Origin of the sequence: Thermus tengchongensis (assembly GCF_021462405.1) — a bacterium.
Lineage (GTDB): Bacteria > Deinococcota > Deinococci > Deinococcales > Thermaceae > Thermus > Thermus tengchongensis.
This window is the reverse complement of sequence record NZ_JAKEDU010000013.1, coordinates 1-26,467: the sequence shown is the minus strand read 5'-3', so window position 1 is coordinate 26,467 and position 26,467 is coordinate 1. Positions and strand designations below refer to the sequence as shown.

Genomic DNA, 26,467 nt, shown 5'->3' with positions numbered 1-26,467 from the left:
GGAGGTGGCTATGCGGCGCTGGCTAGGAGTTCTGGGTGTGGTCTTGGGCACGACCCTCGCCCAGGGCCCCGTGACCCTACAGTACTGGCACATCAACACCGAGGCCTTCGGGCTCCCCGCCCTGCGGGAGCTCATCCGCGAGTTCGAGCGGCGGAACCCGGGCATAAAGGTGGAGGAGCGCTACCACGCCAACGCCTACACCGGACTCCTGCAGAACCTGCAGGCTGCCCTGGCCGCAGGCAACCCCCCGGATGTGGTGCAGATGGGCTATCTCTACACCCGCTATGCGGCCAAGAACCTGCCGTTTGTGCCCATCTCCGACCTGGCCAAACGCTACGGCGGGGAGCGTCACCTCCGCCGCTTCGCCCCCAACGTCCTGGCCCTGGGCCAGGTGGACGGGGTGCTGGTGGGCATGCCCTACTCCCTTTCCAACATCGTGGCCTATTACAACGCCGATCTCTTTCGCCGCGCGGGCCTGGACCCCGACCGCCCCCCTGCCACCTGGGAGGGCTGGCGGCGGGCAGCCCGGCAGATCAAGGAGCGCACGGGCAAGTACGGGGTCTACCTGATTCTCCTGGACGACAACTGGGCCATCGAGGCCCTCATCCGCTCCAACGGGGGCACCCTCCTCCGCTGCGAGGGGGGTTTTTACCGCACCGGGGTGGACAGCAAGGAGGCCGCGGAGGCCCTGGGCATGTGGGCGGGCTTGGTGCGGGACGGCCTGGCCCTGGGGGTGCTCCTGCAGCAGGGGGAGCAGGCTTTCCTCGCAGGGGAGACGGCGAGCTTCATGACCACCATCGCCCGCCGCGCCGGGCTCCAGGAGCAAACCAGGGGGCGGTTTGAGCTAAGGGCCACCCGGTTCCCCACCTTCGGGGGCAAGCCCCCGGCCCTTCCCGGCGGGGGGAACGTGCTCATGGTTTTCAGCAAGGATCCCAGGAAGCAGGAGGCGGCTTGGAAGTTCATCCAGTTCCTCACGAGCCCCGAAGGCTTCACCCTTTGGACTAAGGGAACGGGCTACGTGCCCCTCCTCCCCGAGCTCATCCGCGACCCCCGCTACCTGAAGGATTTTGTAGAGAAGAACCCCATCCAGAAAGTGGCGGTGGAGCAACTCCCCTTCACCGTGCCGTGGACCAGCTTCCCCGGCACCAACGGCCTCGCCGCCAGCCAAGCCCTCTTCCGGGCTGTGCAGAAGGCCCTCAGCGGGCAGGCCACGGCGGAAGCCGCCCTGAAGGAAGCCGCCCAGGAGATCAACCGCCTCATCGGAAACGAGCGGTGCGGCGAGTAGCCCTAGGGCAAGGGGTGAGGGCTGGGGCCGGGAGACGGGGGAACCTCGGGGGCCTCCTCCTCCTGGTCCCAGGCCTCTTCTTCCTCCTCCTTTTCGTCTACTGGCCCCTCCTCTACAACCTATGGCTGAGCCTCCACGAGTGGAACCTGGTGCGCCCGGAGGCGGCCTTCGTGGGCCTGGCCAACTACCAGGCCCTCCTAGAGGACCCCGCCTTTTGGCAAACGGTGCGGCAGAGCCTCCTCTACATGGCCCTGGCAGCTCTCGGCAACTTCCTCGTGCCCCTGGGCCTAGCCCTCCTTACCCTGCAGGTGAAAAGCCCCTGGGCAGAGCGCTACCAAGCCCTCCTCTTCGCCCCTACGGTGGCGGCGGTGTCCGTGGCCGCCCTGGTGTGGCTCTACATCTATCTGCCCGCAGCAGGACCCCTGGCCAAGGTTCTAGGGGGGCTCGGTCTTCCAGCCCCGAGCCTCCTCTCCGACCCCGACTACGCCCTTCCCGCCGTGGCCTTGGTGGCCAACTGGAAGTTTCTGGGCTTCCACTACCTCATCGCCTTGGCGGGGCTCAAGGCCCTGCCCAGGGAGGTGCTGGAAGCGGCCCGGGTGGACGGGGCCGAGGGGCTTCCCTTCCTACGCCATGTCCTCCTCCCCCTCCTCTTCCCCACCCTGCTCTTCCTCCTCCTCTCTGCCCTGGCCAGCGCCCTGGATTACGCTTTTGTGCCCATCGACGTCATGACCCAGGGGGGACCCTTCGGACACAGCACGAACCTCATGTACGCGGTCTACCAGGAAGCCTTCCGCTTCTTCCGCGCCGGGGTGGCGGCGGCTCAGGCCGTCCTCCTCACCCTAGGCCTTGGGGTGCTGATCCTGGGGCAGCTCTTTCTCTTGGAAAGGAGGAACCGTGGCTAAGAGGCTTCTCCCCCATCTCCTCCTGGGCTTCTCCGCCTTCTTGGTCCTTCTCCCATTTGCTTACCAGGTGAGCTTAAGTCTCACCCCCCCGGAGGCCCTCTTCGGGAGCCCTTGGCCGTTCCATCATCCCCTCACCCTGGAGAACTACCGGGTGGTGCTGGAAAAGCTCCCCATGGGCCGCTACACCCTGAACACCTTCCTTTTCGCCCTGGGCTCAGCCCTGGGACAGATCCTCCTGGGTCTCCTCGCCGCCTACGCCCTGGTCTTCCGCCCTCCCCCGTGGACGGGGCTCTTCCTGGGGCTTTTTGTCCTCAGCATGCTGGTACCCTTCGTGGTCACATACCTGCCCAGCTACCTGCTGGTAGCCCGCCTGGGGCTCCTCAACACCTTCCCAGGGCTCATCCTGCCCATGCTGACCGCCGGGTACGCGGCCTTCCTCCTTCGGCAACATTTCCTGGGCTTTCCTCGGGAGATCCTCGAGGCCGCGGTGGTGGACGGGGCGGGCACCCGGGATCTTCTCTTTCGCATCCTGGTCCCCGCCAATCTGCCTACGCTTTTGGCCCTTTTCATCACCCTCTTCATCGGGGCCTGGAACCAGTTCGTTTGGCCCCTCCTGGTGGCCAACCGCCCCGACATGTACGTACTCACCGTGGCGGTCCAGCGCTTCGCCGGAGGAGAGGGAGCCAATGCCTGGGGCCCCCTCATGGCGGCCTCGGTCCTGGCCACCCTGCCCACTCTGGTCCTCTTTCTGGCTTTTCACCGGACCATCCTGCAGACCTTGATGGAAGGAGGTGTACGGGGATGATGCGCGTCTTGTTCTTCGGCGACGTGGTAGGGGAGCCTGGACTGAGGATCCTGGCCCAGGAACTCCCCCTTTTGCGCCGGCTCTACCGGCCCCACTTTGTGGTGGTTAATGGGGAAAATCTGGACGTGACCATCCCCGAGCTGGGGAAGGCGGGCATGCACCCCCAATCCCTCCGCGCCCTCTTCGCCCTAGGGGTGGACGCGGTCACCGGGGGGAACCACTCCTTTGACCCCCCATGGGCGGAGGAAGTCCTGGGGCATGCCCGCGTGGTACGGCCCCTTAACTACAGCCGCCATGCCCCTGGCAAGGGTAGCCTCCTCCTGCGGAAGGGGAACCAGGAACTCCTGGTGGTGAACCTGGCCGGCCGGTCCGCTCTGGCCCACGCTGGAGACCCTGTGGAAGCCCTCGAGGCCCTGCTTGCCCAGTGGCAGGGCATCCCCATCCTGGTGGACTTCCACTCCGAGTCGGTCTTTGAAAAGCTGGGCCTCGCCTACCTCTTCGACGGGGAGGTGGCTGCAGTCCTCGGTACCCACACCCACGTGGCCACCCAGGACGCCCGCATCCTCCCCAGGGGCACCGCCTACGTGTCCGACGTGCGCATGGTGGGAGGGGAAGAGGGGTTCCAGGGCTACCACCCGGACTTCCTGGTGGAGGCCCTGAGGAGAAGGCTTCCTCCCAAGGGGCTGGCCTTGCGGCCCGCGGAGGGGCCCGGCCGGGTCAGCTACGTGCTCCTGGAGCTGGAAGGGGGCAGGGCCAAGGGCATCCTGCACCTCTCGGAGGTGGTGGACCTGCCCCCGGCAAACCCCTAGCGGCGCCTCAAGAGGGTGAGGCCCACCAGGGCCAAGAGGGTAACGTAGAGGAGGGCGGAGGCCACCGCGCTGGCCGCCCGGAAGTCCTCGCGAAGGCTCTGGAAGAGGAGGAGGGGCAGGGTAATGGTGCCGAAGCCGGCCACCATGCTGGTCACCTCGAACTCCCCCATGGAGATGGCAAAGGCCACCAGGGCCCCGGAGAGGACCGCGGGCAGAAGGTTGGGCAGGAGAACGTAGCGCAACCTCGCCCCGAGCCCCGCCCCGGAGGCCTGGGCCGCTTCCATGAGGAGGCGCACCTCGAGGCCCGCAAGCCCCGCGTAGACCGTGCGGAAGAAGAAGGGAAAGCCCAGAGCGGCATGCCCGAAGACCACGATCCAGAGGGTGCCGGAAAGGGCCAAGGGCGGCCGGTTGAAGGCCAGGAGGAAGCCCAGGCCCACCACCAGGGGAGGCACCAGGAGGGGCAGCACCTGGAGAAGCCGCCGCAGGCCCTCCCCCACCCGCCCCGCCCAGAGGTGGGCCACGTAGGCGGTGGGCACCCCCACCAGGACGTTGAGGAGGACGGCCAAAAGGGCGATGCGCAGGGAGAGCAAGGCCGCCTCCAGGTACTTGGGGTCCCGGAGGATCCGGGCGTACCCCTCGAGGGTAAACCCCTCGGGGAGAACCCCCAGCCAAAGGCGGCTGAAGGAGTAGACCACCGGGGCCAGCATGGGGAGGAGAAGGTAAAGGAGGAAGAGGAGGAAAAGGAGCCAGCCCAAGGCCCTCACCGCCGAAACCTCCTTTCCCAGAGGGCCAAGAGGTAGAGGCCCACCCCCGTGGTGCCCATGAGCACCGCTGCCAAGGCCGCCGCCTGGGGCAGGTCGAAGGTGCTCTCCGCCACCAGGCTGTAGATCTGCAGGGCAAGGAGGTTCTTGGCGAAGCCGGTGAGGGCCAAGGCGGTGCCGAAGGCCCCCATCATCCCCGCGAGGACGATGGAGGAGCCCGCCAAAATCCCCGGCATGAGGGCGGGGAGGAGGACCCGCACCCAGGCCTGGAAGGGGGTGGCCCCCGAGGCCCGGGCCGCCTCCAAAAGCCCCTTGCCCACGCTCTCCAGGAGGGGCATCAGGGCTAGGGCAAAGAGGGGGATGTTGTAAAAGGGAAACACCAGGAAGAGGCCCGTCCAAGAGTAAAGGTCAAACCGGGGCAAGCCCAGGGGGGCAAGGAGCTGGTTCACCACCCCGTTCCGCCCCAGGAGGACGATGAACCCGAAGGCCACCACCAGCCCCGAAAGGGAGACGGGCACGGCGTAAAGGCTCATGAGGAGGCCCTTGAGCCTTAGGGGAAGCCGGCTCGTCCAGTAGGCCACGAACACCCCGCCCACCGCGGCGGCCAGGGTGGAAAGGGCGGCGAAGAGGAGGGAGTTGCGCCAGGCCTCGAGGTAGGCGGGGGCGGTGAGGGCCTTCAGGTAACGGGCCAGGGTCAGGCCCTCGGGGGCGGCGAGGCTCCGCTCCAGGATGGCGAAAACCGGGTAGGCGAAGAAGAGGAGGAGGAAGAGAAGGCCAGGAAGGAGCAGGAAGCGCTCGCTGCGCACCAGGGCCCCCTAGCGGATGGTCTCCCCGTAGTACTTCTGCAGGGCCTCGGAGACCGCCTCCTCCCGCTTGTAGTCCACGAACCGCACCTTGGCGTAGGCGCTCTTGGGCGGGAACTTGGCGGCCACCTCCTTGGGAAGCTCCACGTCGGGACGGATGGGGGTCACGAAGGCTTGGGCGAAGAGGCCCTGGCCGTACTTGGAGAAGACGAACTCCAAGAAGAGCCGGGCGGTGTTGGGGTGGGGGGCGTTCCGGGCGGCCACGATCCCGCCGCCGTTGGCCAGGGAGCCGTCCTCGGGGATCACCACCTCGGTGGGGAAGGGGAAGCGCTCCTTCCAGGCCAGGAGGTTGTAGTCGTAGTTGATGAGGATGCCCACCTCGCCCCGCTCAAACTTGGCGGTGGTCACCTTGGGCTCCACCGCCCCGATGACCCCGAGCCGGTGGAGCCGGGCGAAGAAGTCCACCCCGGCCTTGTAGTTGTAGGGGTCCCCGGTGAGGGCGTAGGCGGCGCTCATGATGGTGGCCACCCCGGTGCCCGTGGCCCGGGGGTCCTGGTACTGGATGAGCCCTTTGTACTCGGGGTTCTCCAGGTCCTTCCAGGTCCTGGGCACCTTCTTCACCAGGCGGGTGTTGACGATCCAGCCCAGGGTACCCTTGTAGCCGGCATACCAGGTGGAGCCGTCCTTGCCCACCCCCTTCTGCCCCTCGGGGAGGGCGGCCCAGGAGGTGACCCGGTAGGGCAGGGTCAGGCCCTCCTCCGCCAGGGTCATGGCGAAGGCGGGCTTGAGGTCGGCCACGTCGTTCTTGCCCGCCTTCTCCTCCCGCATCCTCGCCAGCACCACCGCGCTCCCCATGTCGATGTCCTGCTGGCGGATGCCGAAAAGCCGCTGGAACTCCCCGAAGATCCCCCCGTAGTTGGCCCAGTCGTTGGGCATCCCGTAGCTGTTGATGACCCCGCCTTCCGCCCGGGCCTTCTGGGCCAGGTCCCGGATGTAGGCGTTGTTGAGCTCGGGGGGGAGGGCCGCCTGGGCCACCGCCTCGAGGCCCCTCAAGCCGAGCCCGAGGAGGCCAGCCGCCAACGCCGCCACGCCTGCCAGCACCTGATACCGCCTCATACGTCACCTCCCATTGCCTCGGGGACGAGCCCCGCCGAGGCCAAGCCGTGGTGGACCGCCAGGTACTCCTCCACCCCCCTCGGGGGAAGCTCCACCAGGAGGGTGCAGGGGGTTCCCGCAAAGGGTTTCAGGTTTTCCGGCCGAGGGGGCAGGTGGAGGTCATAGCGGCCGTCGTTGCGGTGGGCGTGCAGGTGGACCAGCCGCCCCCCTAGGGCCTCCAGGAAGGCCTGGGGCTCTTGCCCCGCCATCTGGGCATGGCCCAGGTCCAGGCAGAACTCCAGGTGGGGCACCTGCAGGAAGAGGGCCATCTCCTCCGGGGTTCTCGGCACCTCCTGGGGGGCTGGAAGGTTTTCCAGGGTGAGGCGGAGGCCCAGGTCGGAGGCCAGCTGGGCGAGCCCGGCAAAGGCCTCCAGGGCCCTTTCCAGGTACTCCCGCCTCAGCCTCCCCTCCTGCTCCCGCAAGGCCTCGTGGGCGGGGGAAAGCCCCGGGGGCGGGTAGTCCGTCCAGGGGAGGTTGCCCGCGTGGGCGTTCACCAGGAGGGCCCCCATGCGGGCCGCCCGCTCCAGGTCCTGGCGGAGGAGCTTGAGGGAGGCCTCGCGGACCTCCTCCACCGGCGAGCCCGGGTAAAGGTCCAGGTAGCGGGCGTGGTAGGTGAGGGCGTAGCCCATCTCCCGCGCCTCCTGAGCCGCCTGGAAGAGCGCGTGAGCGGCGGAGCCCGGGACCTCGATGAAGGCGTACCGCCCCAGGAGGGCCCGGGCGTAGGCCAGGAAGCCCTCGGGATCCTTCGGGGGACGGAAGCCGAGCCTCATATGCCCTCCTTCACGAAAGGGGCCTCCTCCGGCAGGGAAAGGCGCACCCTCTCCCCCACCCCCGGGGCCGGGCCCGGGGGCAGGTCCACCTTCAGGAGGAGGCCCTCCGCCTCCACCTCCAGGCGCACCAAGCTCCCCAGGTAGGTGGAAAGGCGCACCTCCCCCTCCAAAAAGCCCTCCGGGTCCAGCCGCAGGCGCTCGGGGCGCAGGAGGAGGTAGCCTTTGCCCTCCCCCGCCACCCGCACCGGCCAGGAGCGGCCCCGGTGGAAGCGGCCCTCCCGCACCTCCCCCGCCACCAGCACCCCCGCGCCCACAAAGCGGGCCACGAAGGGGGTGGCGGGGGCCTCGTACACCTCCTTGGGGGTGCCGAGCTGCTCCACCTTTCCCTCCCGCATCACCGCGATGCGGTCGGAAAGGGCCAGGGCCTCCTCCTGGTCGTGGGTCACGTACAAGGTGGTGAGGCCCACCTCCCGCTGCAGGCGCTTGAGCTCACCCCTAAGCTCCTCGCGGATCTTGGCGTCCAGAGCGGAAAGGGGCTCGTCCAGGAGGAGGACCTTGGGCTCCCGGGCCAGGGCCCGGGCCAGGGCCACCCGTTGCTGCTGGCCCCCGGAGAGCTCCTTGGGGTAACGGTCCTCGAGGCCCGATAGGTGCACCATCTCCAGCAACGCCCCCACCTTCCGCCGCACCTCCCCCTCGGGAAGGCGCTTCAGGCGCAGGGGAAAGGCCACGTTGCCGAAAACGGTCATGTTGGGAAAAAGGGCGTAGTTCTGGAAGACCATGCCGATGGGGCGCCTTTCCGGAGGGAGGCGGTCCACCCGCTCCTTGCCGATCCACACCTCCCCCCGGTCCGGGGCCTCAAAGCCCGCCACCAGGCGCAAGGTGGTGGTCTTGCCGCAGCCCGAGGGGCCCAGGAGGGTGAAGAACTCCCCCTCCCGCAAGCCCAAGGAAACCCCGTCCACGGCCGCGGTCTTTCCGTAGCGCTTGTGCACCTCCCGTAGCTCCACCACCGCCATCACCCTCCCACGCTGAGGTCAGCCCCGTGTCAGAAAGCGGTAGTACAGGGCCACCAGGGCCAGGGTGAGGAGGAGGAGCAGGTAGCCCATGGCGCCCGCCCCCGAGAGGTCCAGGCCCAAGAAGGCCTTGCGGTAGATGTAGTAGCTCACCAGGTCCGTGGCCGAGCCAGGCCCCCCTCGGGTGAGGACGTAGACCAGGTCGTAGGTGCGCACCTCCGCCAGGGTCTGGAGGACCAGGAGGGCCAGGAGCACGGGCCGGAGGAGGGGGAAGGTGACGTACCAAAAGGCTTGCCAGGGGGTGGCCCCGTCCACGCGGGCGGCCTCGAGGGGCTCCTTGGGCAGGCTCCTCAGGCCCGCCAGGAGGACCAAGGCGGCGAAGGAGGTCTGCTGCCACACGTCCACCAGGGCCAGGGAGAGGAGGGCGTACCGGGGGTCGCCGAAGAAGTCCACCCCGCCGAAGAGGTAGGCCAGGATGCCCAGCTCGGGGTGCAGGATCATCTTCCAGATGAGCCCCACCCCCACGGGGGCGATGAGCATGGGCAGGCTCACGGCAAAGTAGTGGAAGCCCCGGAGGGGGAGGCCCTGGTGGAGGAGGACCGCCAGGAGGAGGCCCAGGGCCAAGGTGAGGCCCACGGTGAGGGCCACGTAGAGGGCGGTGAGGCCCAGGGCGTGGAGGAAGTAGGGATCCTCGAGGGCCTCCCGGTAGCGGGCAAGCCCCGCCCAGGTGTACTGGGGCCGGAGAAAGCTGTAGCGGGTGAGGGAGAGGAAGAAGGCGTAAAGCAGGGGGAAGGCCACCACCCCAAGGAGGACCAGGAGGCCCGGAAGGGCCAGCAGCTGGGCGGCTTGCCTTCCCCTCACCCCTTCCCCCTAGCGCAGAAGCCCAGCCCTCCTGAGGAGGCCCTCGAGGCCCCTGGCGGCATCCTGCAGGGCCTGCTTCACCCCCTTCCGCCCGGAGGCCGCCAGGCTCACCTCCCGGCCCACCACGTCCTCCATCTCCGCGGTGTAGGCGAAGATGGGCACCTTCTTGGCCCCGGCCAGGATGCGCTCCACCTCCTTGTAGTAGGGGTACTTCTTGAGAACCTCCGGATCCTGGAACACGTCCTTGCGGGTGGGGGCATGGCCCTGCAGGGCCCGCCGCTTCACAATCTCCTTGGACTCCACCCAGGAGATGAACCGCCAGGCGGCCTCCTTGTTGCGGCCGTTCTTAGGGATAGCCCAGCCCCAGCCCCCGTTGACCCCGGCCCCGCCCGGCATGGGGGCCAGGGCCACCTTGCCCGCCACCTTGGGGCACTGCTTGGGGTCGTCCAGCTGGGGGAGCATCCACCAGTAGGTGATCATGCTGAAGGCCCCCCCTTGGCACATCACCCGGAAGGTGTCGTCCAGGTTGGCGTTCAGCGCTCCCCGCTGCGCCCCTTCCCGGATATTGCGCACGTACAGGGTCAGCGCCCTTTCCCCTTGGGGGCTATTCAGGGTCACCCGCCAGTTGCGGTCCACGTAGTCCCCTCCTGTGGCGAAGAGGTAGTTGGAGAACTCCATGAAGTTGGGGTCCCCCCGCTGCCCCTGCATGGCCGCCCCCGCCACCCCGGCGCGCTTGGCCATGAAGAGGGACAGGTCCACGTACTCCTGCAGGCTCTTGGGCAGGGCCAAAGGCCGCCGGAACTGGGCCTGGAAGCCCTCCTTCAGGTCCTTGCGCTCCAGGAGGTCCTTGCGGTAGATGAGCCCCATGGCGTAGTTGTACATGGGGATCATGTAGAGGGTGCCCCGGTAGTAGCCCACCAGGTCCAGCATGGAGGGGAAGTAGGCGGAAAGGTCAAAGCCACTGGCCTTCACGAAAGGCTCCAGGGGCTCGAGCCACCCGGCAGCAGGAAACTCCCCCGCCCAGAGGAAATCCACCTGGAGGAAATCGTAGGCGCTCTCGGGAGCGGTGAGCTGGGCCACCAGCTTGTCGTGCATGGCGGAGTACTGGACCACCTCAAACTCCACCCGGATCCCCGTGGCCCGTTCAAACTCCGGGAGGAGGGCCTCGATGATCCTGGTCTCGGGCACGTCCTCCATGAGGGCCCTCAGCACCACCCCCTGGGCCAGGGCAAGGCCCAGGGCCAACGCCAAAACCGCCAACAGCCGTTTCATGCCACCACCTCCTTCACTTCACCGCCCCCAGGGTGAGGCCCTCCACCAGGTAGCGGTCCACCAGGCGGGCGAGGAGGGCCACGGGGAGCACGGAGAGCACCACCCCCGCCGCCACCTGGGCGAAGAGCACCCCCCGTTGCGTGATGAGGGCGGAGAGGACCACGGGAATGGTCTGGGTGTCCCGCCCCGAGAGGAGCAGGGCGAAAAGGAACTCATTCCAGGAGAGGAGGAAGCCCAAGACCCCGGCGGCGAAGAGCCCCGGGGCGGAAAGGGGCAGGACGATGCGGAAAAAGACCCCGAAGGGGCTTGCCCCGTCCACGTAGGCGGCCTCCTCCAGCTCCCGGGGAAGCCCCTGGAAGAAGCCCAAGAGGAGCCAGGCCATGAAGGGCAGGGCAAAGGCCAGGTAGGCCAGGACCAGGCCCTGGAGGGTGCCGGCCAGTCCTAGGAGGCGGAAGAGGGCGAAGAGGGGCAGGGCCAGGACGATGGGGGGGAGCATCTGGGTGGCCAGCACGGCGAAGCGGAGGCCCTCTCCCCCGAGCCGGTACCGGGCCAGGGCGTAGGCCAGGCCCGCCGCCAAGGGAAGCCCGAGGAGGACCACCAGGGAGGCCACCAGGAGGCTGTTCCTAAGGGCCTTGCCGATGGGCCCCCCCAGGGCCTGGGCGAAGTTCTCCAGGGTCCAAGGGCCCCAGACGGGGGGCAGGGCGTAGGCCTGGCCCTCGGGCAGGAGGGCGCTCCTTAGGGTCCAGAGGAGGGGGAGGAGAAAGGCCAGGCTGAAGGCCCAAAGGAGCCCGTGGGCCAGGTGTCTCAGGGCCCTAGAAGATCCAGGCACCGCCATTCACCTCCAAGGCCTCCCCGGTGAGGAAGTCGGAATCCGGCCCCGCCAGGAAGGCCACCGCCTTGGCCACGTCCTCGGGGGTTTCCAGCCGGCCCAGGGGGGTCTGGCGGATGTAGTCCTGGACCACCTCCTCCGGGGAGAGGCCCCGCAGGCGGCTTTCCCAAAGAACCTCCCTTTCCTGCATGGAGGTGCGCACGAACCCCGGGTTGACGGCGTTCACCGTGACCCGGAAGGGAGCAAGCTCCTTGGCCGCCGCCTGCACCAGGCCCAAGACGGCGAACTTGCTGGCGCTGTAGTGGGCCAGGAGGGGGGCCGCCTGCCGGGCGGCCATGGAGGCGATGGCCACCATCTTCCCCCTGAGCTCCCTCCCCGGCATGAGGGGCTGGTGCACCATGCCCCGGGCGAAGGTCTGCAGGGTGAGGAAGGTGCCCTTGGCGTTCACGGCAAAGTTGAAGTCCCACTCCTCCTCCGTCAGGTCCAGAAAGCGGTTCATGGTGGAGACCCCGGCGTTGGCCACCAGGACGTCCAGGCGGCCATCTTCGGCGTAGACCCGCTCCCGGGCGGCCTCCAGGTCCTCCCGACGGGTCACGTCCACCCGCAGGTGGGGCATCCCTAGGCTCTCCGCCACCTTCCGGGCGGCCTCGGCATCCCGGTCCGTGACCCAGACCTTATACCCGTCCCGGGCCAGGCGCCGGGCGATGGCCTCCCCGATCCCGGTTCCCGCTCCTGTCACCAAGGCGTTAGGCATGGCTACCTCCCAAGCGAGGGTAGAGGTCCTTTAGGCGCCCGTAGAGATCCCGGTAGACCCCGTAAAGCTCCCGGTAGGTGGGGATCCAGGCCTCCACGGGCTCCGTCACCTCCTCCACCTTGCGCTCCAGATCCCCATACCCCCAAAGCCCTGCGGCCACCCCCGCCAGAAAGGCGGTGCCGAAGGCGCTGCCGAGGCTGGCCTCGGCCAGCCTCTCCAAGGGCCTTTCCAGCACGCTGGCCAGGATCCGCCGCCAAAGCCGGCTCCTGGCCCCCCCGTCCATGACGAAGAGGCGCCCCACCCGGTGGCCCCTGGCCTCGAGGACCTCCACGTGGTGCCGGAAGGCGTAGGCCACCGCCTCCAAAAGGGCCCGCCAGAGGTGGGCGGGGGTGTGGGTGAGGGTGAGGCCCACCACCGTTCCCCGGGCCTCGGGGTCGTGGATGGGGGTCTTCTCCCCCAGGAAGTAGGGGAGGACCACCAGGCCCTGGGCCCCCGGGGCCACGGCCTCCGCCTCCTCGTCCAGCTGGGCAAACCCCACCCCGGGCCGGAAGGCGTCCCGGAACCAGCGCAGGAGGCTCCCTGTGGTGGCCATGCACCCGTTGATGACGAAGAGGCCGGGGATGTCGTGGAAGTCGATGAAGAGCTCCGGCACGGGGGCGAAGCGGTCCACCGCGTAGAGGAAGTCCCCCGCCCCTCCCAGCTTGACCACCGCCTCCCCCTCCTCCCTGAGCCCCGAGGCCAGGGCCGCGGCGATGTGGTCGGCGCTTCCCGCGATGACGGGAAGGCCAGGGGGAAGGCCCACCTCCTCGGCCGCCCTCGAGGCCACCTCCCCCACCACCTCCCAGGGCCGGCGCACCGGCCCCAGCCGGGAGGCCTCCAAGCCCACGTAGTCCAGGACCTCCTGGAGCCAGACTCCTGACCCCGGGTCCCAAAGCCCCGACTCCAGGGCCCAGTTGGCCTCCTGGTACCGGGCCCCCGTGAGGCGGAAGGCCAGGTGCTCGTAGGAGCCCGACACCCAGCGGGCCTCCGCCCACACCTCCGGCTCGCGGCGCCGTAGCCAGAGGAGCTTGGGGGCCAGGACCTGCTGGTTCCAGGTGGCCCCGGTGCGGGCGAAGAGCCATTCGTCCCCGAAGCGCTCCTTAAGCTCGCGGATCTCCGCCACCGCCCGGGCGTCGTTCTGCTGGAGGGAAGGCCTAAGGGGACGCCCCTGGGCGTCGTGGAGGATGAGGGCGGGCACCATGCCCGAGATCCCCAAGGCCCTCAGGCCCCTCGGATCCCGGCCCTGGAGCACCCTAAGGACCACCGCCTTCAGACCCCGCCACCAGTCCTCGGGATCCTCCTCGGCGAAGCCGGGATGGGGGGAGTGGAGGGGGTGGGGGTGCTCGGCCTCCGCCAACACCTCTCCCCCTTCCCCCAGGAGGACGGCCTTCACCGAGGTGGTGCCCACGTCAACGCCCAGGACCATCAGCGCCCCCTTGTCCGCCGCACCCTGGCCATGAAGGCCCGGGCCCGCTCCGGGTCCACGGGGTTCCAGGTGATCCCCTCCCGCTTGAGGGCGGTGCCCACGATGACCCCGTCCGCCACCTGGAGGATCTCCTCCACGGTTTCGTGGCGCACGCCGGTGTTGGCCAGCACGGGCACCTGGGGCAGGGCCGCCTTCACCGCCCGCAGGTGGTCCAGGTCTACCCCCTCCCCGGTCATGGGGCCGGAGACCAAGACGGCGTCCGCCAGGCTGGAAAACACCGCGCTCCTGGCCCTTTCCACCAGGGAGCGGGAGTCCAGGGGGGAGGCGAACTCCGCGGACACGTTGTAAAGGAGGAAGAGATCCCCCCGGCCGAGCCTTCTGCGGTAGCGCAGGGCCTCCGCCGCCCTCCCTTGCCAAAGGCCCATGTCCGAGCCGTAGAGGCCGGTGAAGATCTCCCGGGCAAACTGGGCCCCCGTGGCCGCGGCTAGGGCCATGGTGGCCATGGGATCCCACAGCACGTCCACGCCGAAGGGTACACGGATCTCCCCCTTCAAGCGGCCGATGACGTAGGCCATGGTGGCGGTGCTGGCCGGGTCCACCTGGAGCTCATAGGGGCGGTCGTTCTCGTTGCCGAACATCACCGCGTCCACCCCGGCCTCCTGCAGGGCCAGGAGGTCCTGCCGGGCCGCCTCCACGATCCCCTCCAGGTCCCCGTCGTACAGCGGGGTTCCCGGGAGGGCCCGAAGGTGCACCATGGCGATAACCGGCTTGAGACCGAAAAGGGCTTCAAAGCGTTCCACGCACCACCTCCACCGGCACCCGGGCCTTCAGGGCGGGGTCCTCGAGGTCCGTGATCACCAGGCTCAGGGCCTCGAGGGGAGCCACGAAGGCCGGAGCCCTCTTGCCCCACTTGCTCCGGTCCGCCAGGAGCACGGTCCTGGCGCTCACCGCCATAGCCTTCCGCTTCACCGCCGCCTCCTCAAAGGTGTGGTTGGTGACCCCCTCGGGGCCGAAGGCGTCAGCGCCCAGGAAGAAGAGGTCCGCCCGCACCTGGCTGAGAAGCTCCTCCGTCCAGGAGCCCACCAGGCTGTAGAACCCGTTCCGCACCCTTCCCCCGGGGAGGAGGACCTCCGTCTCCCCCTGGGCCAGGGCCTGGGCGATGGGCAGGTCCAGGGTCACGGCCCGGAGGGGCCTGCCCGCCAGGAGCCGGGCCAGGGCCAAGGCGGTGGTGCCCGAGTCCAGGATCACCGTGGCCCCGTCGGGCACCAGCTCCCGCGCCCTCCGCGCGATGGCCTCCTTCACCGGGCGGTGCTGCTCCAGCTTCAGGGCATAGGGGGGCTCCGCCTCCGGGAGGAGAGCCCCCCCGTGCTCCCGCAGGAGGAGCCCCTGCCGGGCCAGGGCCGCCAGGTCCCGGCGCACCGTGGCCTCGGAGACCCCCAGGCGACGGGCCAGCTCCTTGGTGCTCATCCCCCCCTGGGACCGAAGGAGGTCCAGAAGGGTCTGCCGGCGTAGGCTGGCGAGAGGCATGGCCTTGTGAGCGAATATAAGCGAACTTGCACGAATCTGTCAAGGGCCCCCTTGATCTGATAATGATAAGTTGGTATCGTCTTTATACCCCTCCCCCCTATGGGGGGGTCAGGAGGTGAGGATGCGGAGAACGTTAGCCTTTGCCCTTTTCATACCCTTTTACGCAGAACCCTTCGCCCCGGGCCACCAGTGGAAGAGGGTGTGCCTCCTGAGGAGCTCCCGGTCCCCCTGCAGCACCAACCACCGCCCCTCCACCGCCTCCATCAAGGCCCCCAAGTCCGCAAAGTACCGGTTCGCCACCGCCTCGTTCACCAAAGGCCACACCCGCTCCACCGGCTGCAGCTCCGGGGAGTAGGGAGGCAAAAACACCAGCCGAACCCCCTCCGGCACCGCCACCCTCGGGGACACGTGCCACCCCGCCCGGTCCAAAACCACCCACACCTCCCCCTCCTCCTCCCCAAGCCACCCGCGAAACTCCCGCAAGGCCCAGCTCATCACCTCGGTGTCTATCCCATCCACCAGAAGGCTCAGGCTCTCCCCCGTCTCCGGCTCCACGAAGGTGCACAGGTAGAACCACCGGTACCGGTGCGCCACCACCGCCTTGGGCCTCTCCCCCCGCCGGGCCCACACCCGCCGGTACACCGGCTTCAGCCCCATCCGGTGCTCGTCGTAGGCAAACACCCTCACCCTTCGCCCCGCTGCCCGGGCCGCCGCCACCTCTTGGCGGAGTTTTTTTTGAACGCCTCCTGCGCCTCCCTCTCCGCCTTCCGGTGCACCGGGCGCGGCACCCTCAGGGCAAACCCCGCCTCGTGGAGTAGGCGGTAGATGGGATTGAGGGAAAGCCGCTTCCCCAGATGCTCCGCCACCCACCGCTGCAGCTTGGGCCCCGTCCACAAGCCCCCGTCGGGAGGGGAACCCTCCAGGGCCTGCAGCACCTTTAGGGTCTCCTCCGGGGTGAGCTTGGGCCGGGCTCCGGGGTTGGAGTGCCGCCCATCCCGCAGGGCCTCGGGGCCCAGGAGGTTGTACCGGCGCACGGTGGCATGTACCCAACGGGGAGTCTGCAGGGTGATGCGGGCGATCTCCTTGGCGGAGAGGCCCTTGGCCGCGTGGTAGACGGCTTGGAAGCGGGTCTTTTCCACCGGGTCCTTGGCCTTCTTGTACCTCCGCTCCAGTTCCCTCAGGGTCAGGTGACGGGCTACCTGGGGCATGGAAGAAGGATACTACAAAAAAGGGTATCACCCTGATGGCGGCTTTGGCCCAGAAGCCGGTGGTGGCCACCATCCGGCCCTACGGCCTCCTCCTGCGGGAGCCGGTGGGCGAGCGCCTGGAGGTGGCGGTCCTGGTACCCCCCTCCGCCAACCCCCACGTCTATGAGCCCACCCCCGCCCAGGTGCGCCAGGTGGCGGGGGCCCGCTTGGTGGTGGCCAATGGGGCGGGCCTGGACGGCTGGGTGGTGGACAAGGTGGTGCGGCCCAACGCCCTGGGCACCCCCGTCTTCTCCGTGGCCGAGCACACGGGGGAGCCCCTCCTCACCACCCCCACCGGCCCTGACCCCCACGTCTGGCTGGACCCCCTGCGGGTCGCAGGGGCCCTTTCCGCCCTGGCGGAGGCCCTGGCCCAGGCGGACCCCCAGGAAGCAGCCCTGTACCGGACCCGGGCCGGGCGGTTGCGGGCGGAGCTGGAGCGGCTGGACCAGGAGATGCGCGGTCTTCTGGCGGAACGGAAGCGGCCTGGGGTGATCACCCTGCGCAACCCCTTCCGCTACTTCACCGCCCGCTATGGGGTGCCCATCCTCTACACCATCGTGCCCAACCCGGAGGCTCCAGAGGCCACGGCCAAGGCGGCGGCAGAGGCCAAGAAGGTGGCTCAGGAAAAGGGTATTCGCCACGCCCTGGCGCCCCTAGCCGCTAAAGGCCAGGCCTTGCCCTTGGCCCAAAATTTGGGCCTCGAGGCCATCCTGGCGGACGTCTTGGGCGAGGTGGCCAAGACCTACCCCGAGCTGGTGCGCAAGGTGGGGGAAGCCTTCGCCCAGGCCTTGCGGTGAGGGGAAAAGGCAAGGGGGGCGGAAACACCGCCCCCCTTGCCCCTATGGGCCCAGGTTCGAAGACCGCTCCAAAGCCTTTTGAGGCCTCCGCCAGGGCGCAAGCCCCAACGGGGTACTTAGGCGCCCAGGTTGCGCACCACCACAAAGAGGCCCAGGCCGAGGTAGAAGATGAACCACCCCACCAAAAGCCTTACCCCCAGGTCCCCGAACCGCTCCACGCCGGAGGAGGGGTCACCGCCTTCCTTGCTCCTCCCGGAGGCGTAGAGCACCTGGGCCAGGTACACGGTCACCGGAACCGCCGCCAAGCCTGTGGCCACGAAGAAGAGGAGGGAGCCCCAGTCCCAGACGAAGGGGTAGGCCAGGGGGGAGTAGCCCATCCGCCCTAAGGCCGCCACCCGCATTCCCTCCCGCAGTATGCCCACCAGGAGGAGGGCTCCCAAGTAGAGGCCCAAGGTGCCCAAGGCCCCCTCGGCCTTGGCCCGAGGAGCGTGCAGGTAGAAGAGGCCCGCCACCACCAAGGCCACCAGGGCCACGGGAAGGGACAGGCCCAGCTCCCGTCCCTGGGTGAAGGCCCACGCAAGCCCAAAGGCCCCAAGGAGGAGGGCGCCAAGGCGCAGGGCCCCTTGGGCCTGCCCCTGGGTGAAGGCCAAGAAGTCCTGGGGCACGTCCTCCCGGCGGCGGAAGTACCAGGCGAAGAGGAGGAGCATCACCCCCAAGGACAGGGCCGCCTGGCCGAAGAGGAGAGCGGCGAAGCGGGGGAGGTCGTAGCCGTAGAAGCGCACGCCTGTGGTGTCCGGCACCCCACCTGGGGCGTACCACTCCACCCAGCGGGAGGGGTAGAGGCCCGCATTGGCCAGGCTGTGCATGGTGAACCCCGCCAGGAGGAGGAGGGCCAGGGCCACGTAGCCTACCCCTGCCAGGTTGCCCCGGAGGTAGAGGATGTACAGGAAGAGGTAGCCCAAGGCCACCACGGGGATGAAGAGGGTGGTCCAAAGGCCCATCAGGGTGGTGGCCGTATACCAGGCGGGGTCGTAGATCACCTGGACGAAGAGAAGGGGAGCGATGCCCATGGTGATCCCAAGCCCCGTGGCCTGGACGGAAAGCCTTATGGCCACCTTAGCCAGGCGTTGCCAGTTCTCCTCCCTTCGGCCCAGGCCGTAAAGCCCCACCAGAAGGCTACCGATGGCGGTGGTCACAAAGAAGATGTGCAGGACGTACGTGACCACCAGGAGGATTTGGGCAATCAGGGGATGAACCGGGGCCCCCAAGGGGTCCCGCATGGCGAGAAGGGCTTCCGGGGTCATCCTCCATCACCTCCCTGCGCTCGCCTGGGGGAAGAACTCCTTAACCAGGCGTTCCAAGTACTGGGCCATGTAATCCCGCTCCTCAGGGGTGCCCACCACGGGGTGCATGTAGGGAAAGCCGCCGATGGCCTCCAGGTAAGCCCGGATCTGCGGGGCCTTGGTCATGCCCCGGCGGTGGAACATGGCCGCCAGGTTGCGCATGCCCCCCAAGAGGGCGGTGTTCTTGCTCACCGTGTGGCAGCTGGAGCACTGCAGGGTCACAAGAGCCCGTCCAGCCTCCACCGGGTCCAGGCCTCCCGCAGGCCCTGCCGCCTTGGCCCCTGGGGCCACGGCGAAGGGCAGGTGTTTGAGAATTCCTTCCTGGTTCAAACGCCCCTCTTCGGCCTTAACGCCCCTGGGGGCGAAGTCCACCCGGATGATCTGGTTGGAGGCCATGTAGCCCAGGACCACATCGGGCTTGCGGATGGCCTCCCGGGTCCGCTCCGCCCCGAAAAGGCCCAAAAAGGCCAGAAAGAGGGCCAAATAAGCCGCACCTGCCCGGGCCGCGAGGTTGGGTTTGAGAAGGGCGAGGGCCAGCACCAGGGCTGTCGCCACCACGCCGAGCGCCATCTTCACGTAGAAGACCTTCTGAACCACCTGGGGCACACCCAGGAGGACGCGGGCGTGCTCGGGCAGGCTGGGCACATACCAAAGGAGCACCAAGGCCACCCCCACCGTCAGGCCCACGAGGCCCACCCTCCCCGCCAGGGGCACCACCTCGGCCCGGGCAGGGTGGTCCTTGGGAAGCCCCGCCGCCACCAGGAGGGCGTAGAGGGCGGTGAGGGCGAACATGAGGGCAAAGCGGGCGAAGAGCATGGGCCAGAAGGTGGGGTTGTAGAAGCCATCCAGGCTAAGGCCCGTCTGCAGCCAATGGCCAGGGGTGAGCTTGAAGCCTAAGATGCCCACGATGATAGCCAGGGTGCCCGTGGCCGCCAAGGCCAGGATGAGGCCGATGCGGGCATGGGTTTTGGGGTTCACCCGGCCGAAGGTGTAGTAGTAGACCGCGATGCCGAAGACGTCGATGATGAACCAGAACCACTCCGCCGCCCAGTAGAAGACGAAGTCGTGGATGAGGGTGGAGATGCCCCGGGGGTTGCTGGCGGTCACGGAGAACCAGATGCCCACCCCGAACATGGCCCCCAGGGTGTAGGCGAACATGAGTAGCCTTAGGGCGGAGGCCTTCAGGTAGTCGTAGAGGTAGGGCTTGCCTTCAGCCAGGGCCTTCCGCTCCACCCACCAGTTGAACCAGGTGGCAGCCACGGTCACGTGGGAGAAGAGCACGTGGGCCACGGCCACCAGGGCCACGATGAAGGCAGAATGGAAGATGAGGCCTTCCCAAACCGGATACACCGCATTCCTCCTTCCTGGGGTTTACCCCCAGGAAGTATTGTGGGCCAGGTCATTGGGACATTTTTCCTTCGCAAAGGGCAGCAGGCTACCGAGCTCCCTAAAGGACCAAGGGGCGGCCCGCGCCGCCCCCAGCCCACAGGGGGGGCCAGAGCCTCAGTGCTCCACCCCCTCCACCTCAAAGAGGGCAATGGCGGAGGGCGCCCCGCCCACCTCCCACCTGGCCGCCACCTGCCACCCCTCCAGGTCCACCCGCACCACCTGGCCCCGCGCGGGGTCGGTGAGGTAGGCCACCCCGTGGCCCAGGGCCATCCCCGGGGCAGGGGCCCCTTGGGCCCGGGGGGAGACGGCCTCGAGGCTCCCCACCACCCGCCTGCCTACGGGATCCAGCTTGTGGAAGCGGCCGTCCTCGGTGAGGACGTAGAGGGCCTCCCCCTCGGGGTCAAAGCCGAAGGCCACGGGACGGGCCGGCAAGGAGAGGGCCTCGAGGCGCCCCTCCTTGGGGTCGATGAGGGCCAGGCCCTGGCCGAAGTTCCCCACGAAGAAGGGGTAGCGGGGGTGGGAGGTGAGGGTGCCCACCCTCACCCCCTCGGGGGTGCCGGGGGGGTTGGGCACCTTGCGCCCGGCGAAGCCCTGGCCCCGGCGCTCCACCAGGAGCACCCCATCGGCGCAACCGAAGGCCGCCACCCCGCCCAGGACCGCCTCCCCGTGCAGGCGGGGGCAGGCCTGAGGCAAGGCCGTCACCCGGGTGCCCCCCAGGGTGTAGACCTCCACCTGGCCCCGCTCCAGGCTACCCACCAGGAGGGCCTCCCCCAGGAGGGCGGGGGCCCCGTGGTCTGCTCCCCCGGTGGCGATGAGGCGCGGGCTGAAGTCCAGCCCAAGGCGCTTTAGGTCAAAGAGGGCCACGGTCCCATCCCCGTCGTGGAAGACCGCCAACCGCTCCCCACCTACGAACACGTGGGTGGGCTTGGGCCCTGTGCGCAGGGTGGCGGCCACGTAGGGGTTTTCCGGCTTCAGGTCCTTGTGATCCCCGTGGTCCTCCAGCCGGAGACCCCCCCAGAGGAAGCTCACCGCATTGGCCTCCCGGTGGACCGCCAGGACGTACTGCCCCCCGGGGAGGGGGTAGAGGCGGGCTGGGGAGGGCACGGTGAAACGGCCCAGCTCCTTACCGTCCTCATCCAGGACCCGCACCAAAGCCTCCCGGGCATCGGCCACGGCCAGGCGGTGGAAAAGCCGCTCCCCGTGGTGGCCGTGGCCATGGTGGTGGCCATGGCCATGGTGGTGGCCGTGGTTATGCCCGTGGTCCCCGTGGCCCTGAGCCAGGGCCCATCCCAAAACCGCAAGCGCCAAGGTACCTAGCCAAAGGGTTTTCCGCATCCTTATCCTCCCTTCCCACGGGACCTTGCCGGTCCCGATCTGGGCTAGTTGGCCGAAGCCTCGCAAAGCCTTTCCCGGTTCCAGCGGAGGAGGTCCAGGTAGGTGGGCACCCGCCGGTCCAGGGCGTCGGTGTAGAGGACGATCAGCCTGGCCCCCAACTCCTCCGCCAGGCGGCGCATGGGGGCCGGGTCCAGCTGGGGCTCGGCCACCACCAGGTCCACCCCCTTAAGCTCCGCCTCCTTGAGGAGGGCCACCCGGCCCCTCACCCCCAGGTCGGCCCCGTGGTGGTCCCTAAGGGCCCCCACCACCTCCAGCCCGTAGCGCCGGGCCAGGTACAGGAGGGAGAGGTGCTGGACCACCACCCGGGGCTGCCTGCCGGCCAGGCAGGCCTCGAGGCGCCGGTCCTCCTCCAGCACCCTCTGCCGAAAGCGCTCCAGGTTCCTCTGGTAAACCTCCCGCCCCCCGGGGTCCAGCCGGGCCAGCTCCTCGGCGATGGCCTCCGCATAGCCCACCCCGTAGCGGGGGTCCAGCCACATGTGGGGGTCGCAGTCCCCGTGGAGGTGGATCCCCCGCTCCTTGAGGCCCAGGAGACCGCAGATGGGCGCAGGCATCCTAGGCGCAAGCTCCACCACCCTGGCCCCTTGGGGCAGAAGGGCCCGGAGGCGGGGCAGGTAGGGCTCCAGGCCCAGCCCGTTGGCGAAGAGGAGCCGGGCCCGGGAAACCTGGAGGGCAGTGGAGGGGCGGAGGTCAAAGGCGTGGGGGTCCGCCCCCAGGGGGACCACGCTCTCCACCCGCACCCTCCCTCCCCCCACCTCCCGCACCAGGTCCGCGAGGACCGGGGTGGTGGCCGCCACCTGCACCTGGGCTGCCGCCCAGGAGAGGCCCAAGAGGACCAAGCTAAGCCAACGCATCCTCACCAACCCACAAGGGCTTACGTACCCCGTCGTGGCTTGCGCCACGAGGGGGGCCCCAAAGAGGCGATAAGAAAGCCGCTTTGGCTTTGGCAAATGGGGTAGCCTCCGCGTGCGGGTGGTTAAGCTTCCTCACCCTCACCCCCAAAGAAGGCCTTCCAGTCCCTCACGTGCCTTCTCGCCCCAGGGGGAAGCCTTTTTAGGTGGCGCCCCCGCCCCTCGCCCCGTAGGCGGCGCACCTCCTCCTCATAGACCAGGAGAAAGGGGCGGAAATGGGCCAGGCCCTCGGGAAAGGGCAGGGGTTCGGCCTCGGGGTGGACCTCCGGGGGGTAGGGGGGCAGGGGGGCGCGGTAGAAGCGCTCCTTAGGGCGGTGGTAGAGCACCCCCCGGTACCAGAGGCCCGTGGAGTGCAAGACTGCCTCCTCCCCCAGGTAGAGGCTGGAGCCCACCCCCTGGGGGTGGGGAACCTTGCGGAACCCCAGGGGCTCGAGGAGCTCATGGGCCGCCTCGAGGCCCATGAGGTACATCACCACGGGCATGGGGTTCATGGCCGCACCAGGACCAGCCGCGTGGGGCTACCCCCCACCCTGAGGTAGCGCACCACCCGTCCCCTTTCCACGTCCACCTCGGCCACCAGCCCCAGGTGGGGCAGGCTGGCGTAGACCAGGCCCCGCTCCGGCCAGGGGGCCAGGTCGGGGTAGATGGCCCCGCCGGTGTCCTCGTCCATCTCCGGGAAGGGCCGGGAAACCCGGACCTCCCTTAAAAGCCTCCCCTCCCTCGCCTCCCGCACCTGCAGGCGGCCGTCGGTGAGGAGGACGTAGAGCCGCTTCCCGTCGCTCTTCCCCCGGATGAAAACCCCACCCAAGGGGATGGGGGTGAGGATGAGGGCCACGGGGTCCAGGCGCTGGAGGTGCTGTACGCCGTCGGAGTAGCCGAAGAAGGCCCCTTCCCCTTTCAGAAAGGCCCCGATCCGCTCCCCTACCGGGTAGGGAAGCCGCTTGAGCTCCCTCCCTCCCTCCACCGCCAGCACGTCCCGGGCGCAGGCGAAAAAGCTCCGCCCCGTCGCCTCGTGGAAGGTCTCCCCATGCTGGACGGGGCAGGGAAAGCTGGCCTTGGCCTCCCTCAGGCCCCGGTCCATGAGCATCACCTGCCCCCGGGCCAGGAGGGTGAGGTAGACGCCCTCGGGGGCCTCCACCACGTGGTAGTGGTCGGGGTTGGGAAGCCGGATCCGCTCCGCTTGGAAGGCGGCCTCGGGGGCCAGGCTCTCCTCGGGGAAGTGGAACGCCACTGCGTCCCGCTCGGCGAAGGCCAGGAGCCTATCCCCTAAGGTGTAGGCCTCCGCCCCGTGGCCGATGTTCCACCCCCGGCCCAAGAGGAAGCTCTTGGCCACCACGGGCCGGCTCCAGCGCCCCTCCTCCTTCCCGGTCCAGATCACCGTGAGCCACTGCCGGTCCGTGTCCCGCCCCCGGGACACCAGGAGGTACCGCCCCGAGGGGGTGGCCACGAGGCTCATCCCCCGAGGTGGCACGGAAACCTCCGCCACGGGCTTCCCTGCGGGCAGGTCCACCGCCACCACCCGGCTGGCCTCCAGGCGGTTGTCCAGAACGAAGAGCCGGGCCTCGGCCTGGAAGGCCTCGGGCCTCTCGGGCACCGCCGCGTGGGCCAAGGCCAGGGACGCCAACCAGCCAAAGGCCGCCAGAACCACTTTTCTCGTCATGGACTCACCCCCGACATTTAATAATGAAAATGCAGTCGCAATATGTCAAGCCCGTAAGGCCGGCTCTGCAAGCCCGCTCAAATTTTTCGGCCAGATGATGGCGGGGCCCTTGGGCTTTGGGAGCGTTCACGCCCTCACCAACACCACCTCCATCTGCGCCGCCCTTGTGGGGGGCATCGGGGCCGGGTGCCTGGACCTCGAGGGCACCCGCCACCTCCAAGTAACCGCCTTCCCCACCCCGGAGGAGGTGGGGCCGCTTGCCCCCAAGGAGGAAGCCGTGGCCCTCATCTTCGGCGGCCAGGCCACCCCAGAGGTCAACTACGCCCTCACCAAAAACGCCCTCAAGTCCCTGGGCCAGGGGAACTACGGCGGGGCCATCTTCTTCCACCTCCGGGTCTGGACCCGGGCTTCGTGGCCAAGGCGGCCCAGGAGGACCCCGAGGTGGCCCGCTACTTGGCGGGCAAGGCGAACCTCTACGCGGTGACCGCCGACCTCAACGCCAAGGTGGTGCGGCTATGGCAGGTGGCGGTGCAAGACGGCAAGCAGGCCACGGTGAAGGAGCTAAATACCCGCACGCAAAGGTTGCCCCACCGGCCAAAGCCATAGTGGCGTGCTCATGGCCTCTTTGGGGCCCCCGTCGTGGCTTGCGCCACGACGGGGGATTTAGTGCTGGTTCTGTAACTCTGCATAAGGAAACGATCCCCTACCGGCTCAGGAGGGGAACCGCATGAAACTGTTATGAACCCTACGGTTCACCTCGGCCACCTTATGCATATTTATGCTATGCGCCTTTCAGCTTTACTCTTTATCCTCCTCGGGGTAACCGCAGCGGTTAAAGCGCAAGGGCATATATCCACGGGATTTGGCGGAGCGGCGGCCACCGTGAACCCTTTGGCCACCCAAGCTGCTCTACAGATCCTGTCGCAGGGCGGGAACGCCGTAGACGCGGCAGTAGCCGCTGCGGCGGTGCTTGGGGTCACCGATCCTTACTCCGCCGGCATCGGCGGCGGCGGCTTCATGGTGATTTACCTGGCCAAGGAACGAAGGGTTGTCACCATTGACCATCGGGAAACCGCCCCGGCCTCCTTCCACCCCCGGGTGTTTCTGGAGGCCAACGGCCAACCCATCCCCTTCGCTGAGCGGGTGACGAGCGGCCTTTCTGTGGGAGTACCGGGCACAGTCATGGGTTGGGAAGAAGCTTTAAAACGCTACGGCACCATGGGCTTTGCCCAGGTGCTGGCTCCAGCCATCCGCATTGCCGAACAGGGTTTTCCCGTCAGCGAAACCTTTGCTCAGCAGACCCGGGCCAATCAGGAAAGGTTCAACTACTTCACCTCTACCCGCTCCCTTTTCCTACCAGGCGGACAGGTGCCAGCGGTGGGTTCCACCTTCAAGAACCCTGACCTGGCGCGAACCTACCGGAGCATCGCCATCGGTGGCAGCCGCATCTTCTACCGCGGGCCCATTGCCCAGGCCATTGTGGACACGGTCAATCGGCCGCCCCTTGCCCCGGGCGTTACGGCCAACGTGAGGCCTGGGCGGATGGCCCTTTCTGACCTGGCGGACTACTACGCGCGCATTCTCCCGCCTGTGGTGAGCTCGTACCGGGGTTACACCGTGTACGGCATGGGCCTCCCCAGCAGCGGGGGTCTGACCATCGCCCTGGCCCTGAATATACTCGAAGGGTTCAACCTTGGGGCACTTTCTCGAGAACAGGCGCTCCATCTCTATCTCGAAGCCTCCCGTCTAGCCTTTGCTGACCGCAACGCGTACATGGGGGACATAGGGTTCGCGGACGTGCCCATCCCCGGCCTGCTCTCGAAAGCCTACGCAGAGGAACAGCGCAAGCGGATCGGGCCACGGGCCGCAGAAGGTGCCGTGGCGCCGGGAGATCCCTACCGCTTCTTCGAGGACCCCTCTCCGGTGCTACGGCCACGAGCCCGCAACGCTTCTTGGGAAGGGGAGTCGACCACCCATTTGACGGTAGCGGACAAGGAAGGCAACATCGTCGCCTATACCTTCACCATCGAGTCCATAGGCGGCAACGGGATGGTGGTTCCAGGGTACGGCTTCCTCCTCAACAATGAGCTCACGGACTTCGACCCCACCGCACCGCACCCCAACGCCCCAGAAGCTTTCAAGAGACCACGCAGCAGCATGAGCCCCACCCTCGTCTTCAAGGACGGCAGGCCCTTCATGGCCCTCGGCTCACCAGGAGGGGCCACCATCATCACCACCGTCCTCCAGACCCTCCTCAACGTCATCGATTTCCAGATGTCTTGGGAGGAAGCCGTGGCCGCTCCCAGGCTAAGCCAGAGGAACCTGGCTACCACCACCGTGGAGCGCGGCTTTGAGACCTCAGCCTTGGCGAGGGCCCTCGAGGGGTTAGGCCACCGCTGGACGGTAACTGGGGAAATTGGAGCCGCCACCCTCATAGGGTTCAACCCTGACGGCAGCCTTACCGCTGTGGCCGAGCCCGTGCGCCGGGGTGGAGGGAGTGCAGGCGTGGTCCAGCCCAAGCCAGAAGGGAGGTAAGGGATGCGCAAGTTCTTACTAATCCTCTCGGCAGCGCTGTTCGGTGCTTTTAGCCTTGCCCAAGAGTTTATCACCATCGGTTCCGGCTCCACCACGGGGGTGTATTTCCCCGTGGCCACGGGGATGGCCAAACTGGTGAACGATGCGGGGGTGGGCCTTAGGGCCAACGCCCGCTCCACCGGCGG

The 26,467-nt window shown here is 68.3% G+C and carries 28 protein-coding genes and 1 pseudogene; 9 read left to right on the top strand and 20 right to left on the bottom strand.

Annotated elements, in window-relative coordinates:
* The first annotated feature begins 10 nt into the window (after positions 1-10).
* Genes L1087_RS11750 through L1087_RS11735 form a run of 4 tightly spaced genes read left to right on the top strand, consistent with a single transcriptional unit; the run spans position 11 to position 3,801 of the window.
* Positions 11-1,285 carry an ABC transporter substrate-binding protein gene (locus L1087_RS11750; protein WP_234559092.1) on the top strand — a complete coding sequence of 425 codons (1,275 nt, stop codon included), beginning with the start codon at positions 11-13 and terminating at the stop codon, positions 1,283-1,285.
* On the top strand, positions 1,273-2,187 hold the full coding sequence (locus tag L1087_RS11745; RefSeq protein ID WP_234559091.1) for a carbohydrate ABC transporter permease: 915 nt from the start codon (positions 1,273-1,275) through the stop codon (positions 2,185-2,187). The genes L1087_RS11750 and L1087_RS11745 overlap by 13 nt, the downstream gene beginning before the upstream one ends.
* Positions 2,180-2,992 (top strand): carbohydrate ABC transporter permease, encoded by an 813-nt coding sequence (locus L1087_RS11740; protein ID WP_234559089.1) that lies wholly within the window; start codon positions 2,180-2,182, stop codon positions 2,990-2,992. The genes L1087_RS11745 and L1087_RS11740 overlap by 8 nt, the downstream gene beginning before the upstream one ends.
* On the top strand, positions 2,992-3,801 hold the full coding sequence (locus L1087_RS11735; protein WP_234559088.1) for a TIGR00282 family metallophosphoesterase: 810 nt from the start codon (positions 2,992-2,994) through the stop codon (positions 3,799-3,801). Before L1087_RS11740 ends, L1087_RS11735 begins: the two co-directional genes overlap by 1 nt.
* Here the strand turns inward: L1087_RS11735 and L1087_RS11730 are convergent.
* The 14 genes from L1087_RS11730 to L1087_RS11665 all read right to left on the bottom strand — a co-directional run bounded on the left by L1087_RS11730 (position 3,798) and on the right by L1087_RS11665 (position 16,216).
* Positions 3,798-4,565 carry an ABC transporter permease gene (locus L1087_RS11730; RefSeq protein WP_234559087.1) on the bottom strand — a complete coding sequence of 256 codons (768 nt, stop codon included), beginning with the start codon at positions 4,563-4,565 and terminating at the stop codon, positions 3,798-3,800. The two genes, L1087_RS11735 and L1087_RS11730, sit on opposite strands and share 4 nt — an antisense overlap.
* Positions 4,562-5,368 (bottom strand): ABC transporter permease, encoded by an 807-nt coding sequence (locus tag L1087_RS11725; protein ID WP_234559086.1) that lies wholly within the window; start codon positions 5,366-5,368, stop codon positions 4,562-4,564. The genes L1087_RS11730 and L1087_RS11725 overlap by 4 nt, the downstream gene beginning before the upstream one ends.
* Before the next feature lie 9 nt (positions 5,369-5,377).
* Positions 5,378-6,481, bottom strand: a complete 1,104-nt coding sequence (locus L1087_RS11720; protein ID WP_234559085.1) for an extracellular solute-binding protein — start codon at positions 6,479-6,481, stop codon at positions 5,378-5,380.
* The gene (locus tag L1087_RS11715) at positions 6,478-7,290 is read right to left on the bottom strand and encodes a sugar phosphate isomerase/epimerase family protein (RefSeq protein ID WP_234559084.1); all 813 of its coding nucleotides are present in this window, start codon (positions 7,288-7,290) and stop codon (positions 6,478-6,480) included. Before L1087_RS11715 ends, L1087_RS11720 begins: the two co-directional genes overlap by 4 nt.
* The gene (locus L1087_RS11710) at positions 7,287-8,303 is read right to left on the bottom strand and encodes an ABC transporter ATP-binding protein (protein ID WP_234559083.1); all 1,017 of its coding nucleotides are present in this window, start codon (positions 8,301-8,303) and stop codon (positions 7,287-7,289) included. Before L1087_RS11710 ends, L1087_RS11715 begins: the two co-directional genes overlap by 4 nt.
* Before the next feature lie 18 nt (positions 8,304-8,321).
* Positions 8,322-9,161, bottom strand: coding sequence for a carbohydrate ABC transporter permease (locus L1087_RS11705; RefSeq protein WP_234559082.1), 840 nt, complete (start codon positions 9,159-9,161; stop codon positions 8,322-8,324).
* A 9-nt stretch (positions 9,162-9,170) separates the two neighbouring features.
* Positions 9,171-10,433, bottom strand: coding sequence for an extracellular solute-binding protein (locus L1087_RS11700; RefSeq protein ID WP_234559081.1), 1,263 nt, complete (start codon positions 10,431-10,433; stop codon positions 9,171-9,173).
* A 13-nt stretch (positions 10,434-10,446) separates the two neighbouring features.
* Positions 10,447-11,268, bottom strand: coding sequence for a carbohydrate ABC transporter permease (locus L1087_RS11695; RefSeq protein WP_234559080.1), 822 nt, complete (start codon positions 11,266-11,268; stop codon positions 10,447-10,449).
* Positions 11,246-12,016, bottom strand: a complete 771-nt coding sequence (locus L1087_RS11690; RefSeq protein WP_234559078.1) for an SDR family NAD(P)-dependent oxidoreductase — start codon at positions 12,014-12,016, stop codon at positions 11,246-11,248. The genes L1087_RS11695 and L1087_RS11690 overlap by 23 nt, the downstream gene beginning before the upstream one ends.
* On the bottom strand, positions 12,009-13,481 hold the full coding sequence (locus tag L1087_RS11685; protein ID WP_234559076.1) for an FGGY-family carbohydrate kinase: 1,473 nt from the start codon (positions 13,479-13,481) through the stop codon (positions 12,009-12,011). The genes L1087_RS11690 and L1087_RS11685 overlap by 8 nt, the downstream gene beginning before the upstream one ends.
* Positions 13,481-14,281, bottom strand: coding sequence for a BtpA/SgcQ family protein (locus tag L1087_RS11680; protein WP_234559074.1), 801 nt, complete (start codon positions 14,279-14,281; stop codon positions 13,481-13,483). The genes L1087_RS11685 and L1087_RS11680 overlap by 1 nt, the downstream gene beginning before the upstream one ends.
* A complete protein-coding gene (locus tag L1087_RS11675; RefSeq protein ID WP_267964906.1) occupies positions 14,268-15,008 on the bottom strand; it encodes a DeoR/GlpR family DNA-binding transcription regulator in 741 nt (246 codons plus the stop codon). The genes L1087_RS11680 and L1087_RS11675 overlap by 14 nt, the downstream gene beginning before the upstream one ends.
* Before the next feature lie 159 nt (positions 15,009-15,167).
* Positions 15,168-15,695, bottom strand: a complete 528-nt coding sequence (locus tag L1087_RS11670) for an IS630 family transposase (RefSeq protein WP_234559071.1) — start codon at positions 15,693-15,695, stop codon at positions 15,168-15,170.
* A complete protein-coding gene (locus tag L1087_RS11665) occupies positions 15,692-16,216 on the bottom strand; it encodes a winged helix-turn-helix domain-containing protein (RefSeq protein WP_234559070.1) in 525 nt (174 codons plus the stop codon). Before L1087_RS11665 ends, L1087_RS11670 begins: the two co-directional genes overlap by 4 nt.
* A gap of 35 nt (positions 16,217-16,251) precedes the next feature.
* Here L1087_RS11665 and L1087_RS11660 point away from each other — a divergent pair, with 35 nt between their 5' ends.
* Positions 16,252-17,052 carry a metal ABC transporter substrate-binding protein gene (locus tag L1087_RS11660; protein WP_234559069.1) on the top strand — a complete coding sequence of 267 codons (801 nt, stop codon included), beginning with the start codon at positions 16,252-16,254 and terminating at the stop codon, positions 17,050-17,052.
* A gap of 116 nt (positions 17,053-17,168) precedes the next feature.
* Here the strand turns inward: L1087_RS11660 and L1087_RS11655 are convergent, their stop codons facing one another.
* The 6 genes from L1087_RS11655 to L1087_RS11630 form a co-directional block, all read right to left on the bottom strand.
* Positions 17,169-18,356, bottom strand: a complete 1,188-nt coding sequence (locus L1087_RS11655; protein WP_234559068.1) for a hypothetical protein — start codon at positions 18,354-18,356, stop codon at positions 17,169-17,171.
* A gap of 6 nt (positions 18,357-18,362) precedes the next feature.
* Positions 18,363-19,745 carry a c-type cytochrome gene (locus tag L1087_RS11650; protein WP_234559067.1) on the bottom strand — a complete coding sequence of 461 codons (1,383 nt, stop codon included), beginning with the start codon at positions 19,743-19,745 and terminating at the stop codon, positions 18,363-18,365.
* A 153-nt stretch (positions 19,746-19,898) separates the two neighbouring features.
* Complete coding sequence (locus L1087_RS11645) at positions 19,899-21,119, bottom strand: hypothetical protein (protein WP_234559066.1); 1,221 nt, start codon at positions 21,117-21,119, stop codon at positions 19,899-19,901.
* A 44-nt stretch (positions 21,120-21,163) separates the two neighbouring features.
* Positions 21,164-22,030: a metal ABC transporter substrate-binding protein gene (locus tag L1087_RS11640; RefSeq protein ID WP_234559065.1), complete on the bottom strand. Its 867-nt coding sequence runs from the start codon at positions 22,028-22,030 to the stop codon at positions 21,164-21,166.
* 122 nt (positions 22,031-22,152) lie between these two features.
* Entirely contained in the window at positions 22,153-22,578 is a 426-nt protein-coding gene (locus tag L1087_RS11635; RefSeq protein WP_234559064.1) for a hypothetical protein, read from the bottom strand.
* Entirely contained in the window at positions 22,575-23,747 is a 1,173-nt protein-coding gene (locus L1087_RS11630) for a hypothetical protein (protein WP_234559063.1), read from the bottom strand. Before L1087_RS11630 ends, L1087_RS11635 begins: the two co-directional genes overlap by 4 nt.
* A 97-nt stretch (positions 23,748-23,844) precedes the next feature.
* Here L1087_RS11630 and L1087_RS11625 point away from each other — a divergent pair, with 97 nt between their 5' ends.
* The 4 genes and pseudogenes from L1087_RS11625 to L1087_RS11610 all read left to right on the top strand — a co-directional run.
* Complete coding sequence (locus L1087_RS11625; RefSeq protein WP_234559061.1) at positions 23,845-24,231, top strand: hypothetical protein; 387 nt, start codon at positions 23,845-23,847, stop codon at positions 24,229-24,231.
* A complete protein-coding gene (locus L1087_RS11620; protein WP_234559059.1) occupies positions 24,189-24,353 on the top strand; it encodes a hypothetical protein in 165 nt (54 codons plus the stop codon). Before L1087_RS11625 ends, L1087_RS11620 begins: the two co-directional genes overlap by 43 nt.
* A gap of 276 nt (positions 24,354-24,629) precedes the next feature.
* On the top strand, positions 24,630-26,282 hold the full coding sequence (ggt, locus tag L1087_RS11615; RefSeq protein WP_234559057.1) for a gamma-glutamyltransferase: 1,653 nt from the start codon (positions 24,630-24,632) through the stop codon (positions 26,280-26,282).
* A gap of 3 nt (positions 26,283-26,285) precedes the next feature.
* Positions 26,286-26,467: pseudogene (locus L1087_RS11610) on the top strand (TAXI family TRAP transporter solute-binding subunit); the annotation flags it as partial.

Excerpts from the sequence above, each read along its gene's own strand:
- L1087_RS11750 (WP_234559092.1), top strand. The coding sequence starts at position 11 with ATGCGGCGCTGGCTAGGAGTTCTGGGTGTGGTCTTGGGCACGACCCTC.
- L1087_RS11735 (WP_234559088.1), top strand. The coding sequence starts at position 2,992 with ATGCGCGTCTTGTTCTTCGGCGACGTGGTAGGGGAGCCTGGACTGAGG.
- L1087_RS11720 (WP_234559085.1), bottom strand. The coding sequence starts at position 6,481 with ATGAGGCGGTATCAGGTGCTGGCAGGCGTGGCGGCGTTGGCGGCTGGC.
- L1087_RS11715 (WP_234559084.1), bottom strand. The coding sequence starts at position 7,290 with ATGAGGCTCGGCTTCCGTCCCCCGAAGGATCCCGAGGGCTTCCTGGCC.
- L1087_RS11710 (WP_234559083.1), bottom strand. The coding sequence starts at position 8,303 with ATGGCGGTGGTGGAGCTACGGGAGGTGCACAAGCGCTACGGAAAGACC.
- L1087_RS11700 (WP_234559081.1), bottom strand. The coding sequence starts at position 10,433 with ATGAAACGGCTGTTGGCGGTTTTGGCGTTGGCCCTGGGCCTTGCCCTG.
- L1087_RS11695 (WP_234559080.1), bottom strand. The coding sequence starts at position 11,268 with ATGGCGGTGCCTGGATCTTCTAGGGCCCTGAGACACCTGGCCCACGGG.
- L1087_RS11690 (WP_234559078.1), bottom strand. The coding sequence starts at position 12,016 with ATGCCTAACGCCTTGGTGACAGGAGCGGGAACCGGGATCGGGGAGGCC.
- L1087_RS11685 (WP_234559076.1), bottom strand. The coding sequence starts at position 13,481 with ATGGTCCTGGGCGTTGACGTGGGCACCACCTCGGTGAAGGCCGTCCTC.
- L1087_RS11675 (WP_267964906.1), bottom strand. The coding sequence starts at position 15,008 with ATGCCTCTCGCCAGCCTACGCCGGCAGACCCTTCTGGACCTCCTTCGG.
- L1087_RS11665 (WP_234559070.1), bottom strand. The coding sequence starts at position 16,216 with ATGCCCCAGGTAGCCCGTCACCTGACCCTGAGGGAACTGGAGCGGAGG.
- L1087_RS11660 (WP_234559069.1), top strand. The coding sequence starts at position 16,252 with ATGGCGGCTTTGGCCCAGAAGCCGGTGGTGGCCACCATCCGGCCCTAC.
- L1087_RS11655 (WP_234559068.1), bottom strand. The coding sequence starts at position 18,356 with ATGACCCCGGAAGCCCTTCTCGCCATGCGGGACCCCTTGGGGGCCCCG.
- L1087_RS11645 (WP_234559066.1), bottom strand. The coding sequence starts at position 21,119 with ATGCGGAAAACCCTTTGGCTAGGTACCTTGGCGCTTGCGGTTTTGGGA.
- L1087_RS11640 (WP_234559065.1), bottom strand. The coding sequence starts at position 22,030 with ATGCGTTGGCTTAGCTTGGTCCTCTTGGGCCTCTCCTGGGCGGCAGCC.
- L1087_RS11635 (WP_234559064.1), bottom strand. The coding sequence starts at position 22,578 with ATGAACCCCATGCCCGTGGTGATGTACCTCATGGGCCTCGAGGCGGCC.
- L1087_RS11630 (WP_234559063.1), bottom strand. The coding sequence starts at position 23,747 with ATGACGAGAAAAGTGGTTCTGGCGGCCTTTGGCTGGTTGGCGTCCCTG.
- L1087_RS11625 (WP_234559061.1), top strand. The coding sequence starts at position 23,845 with ATGGCGGGGCCCTTGGGCTTTGGGAGCGTTCACGCCCTCACCAACACC.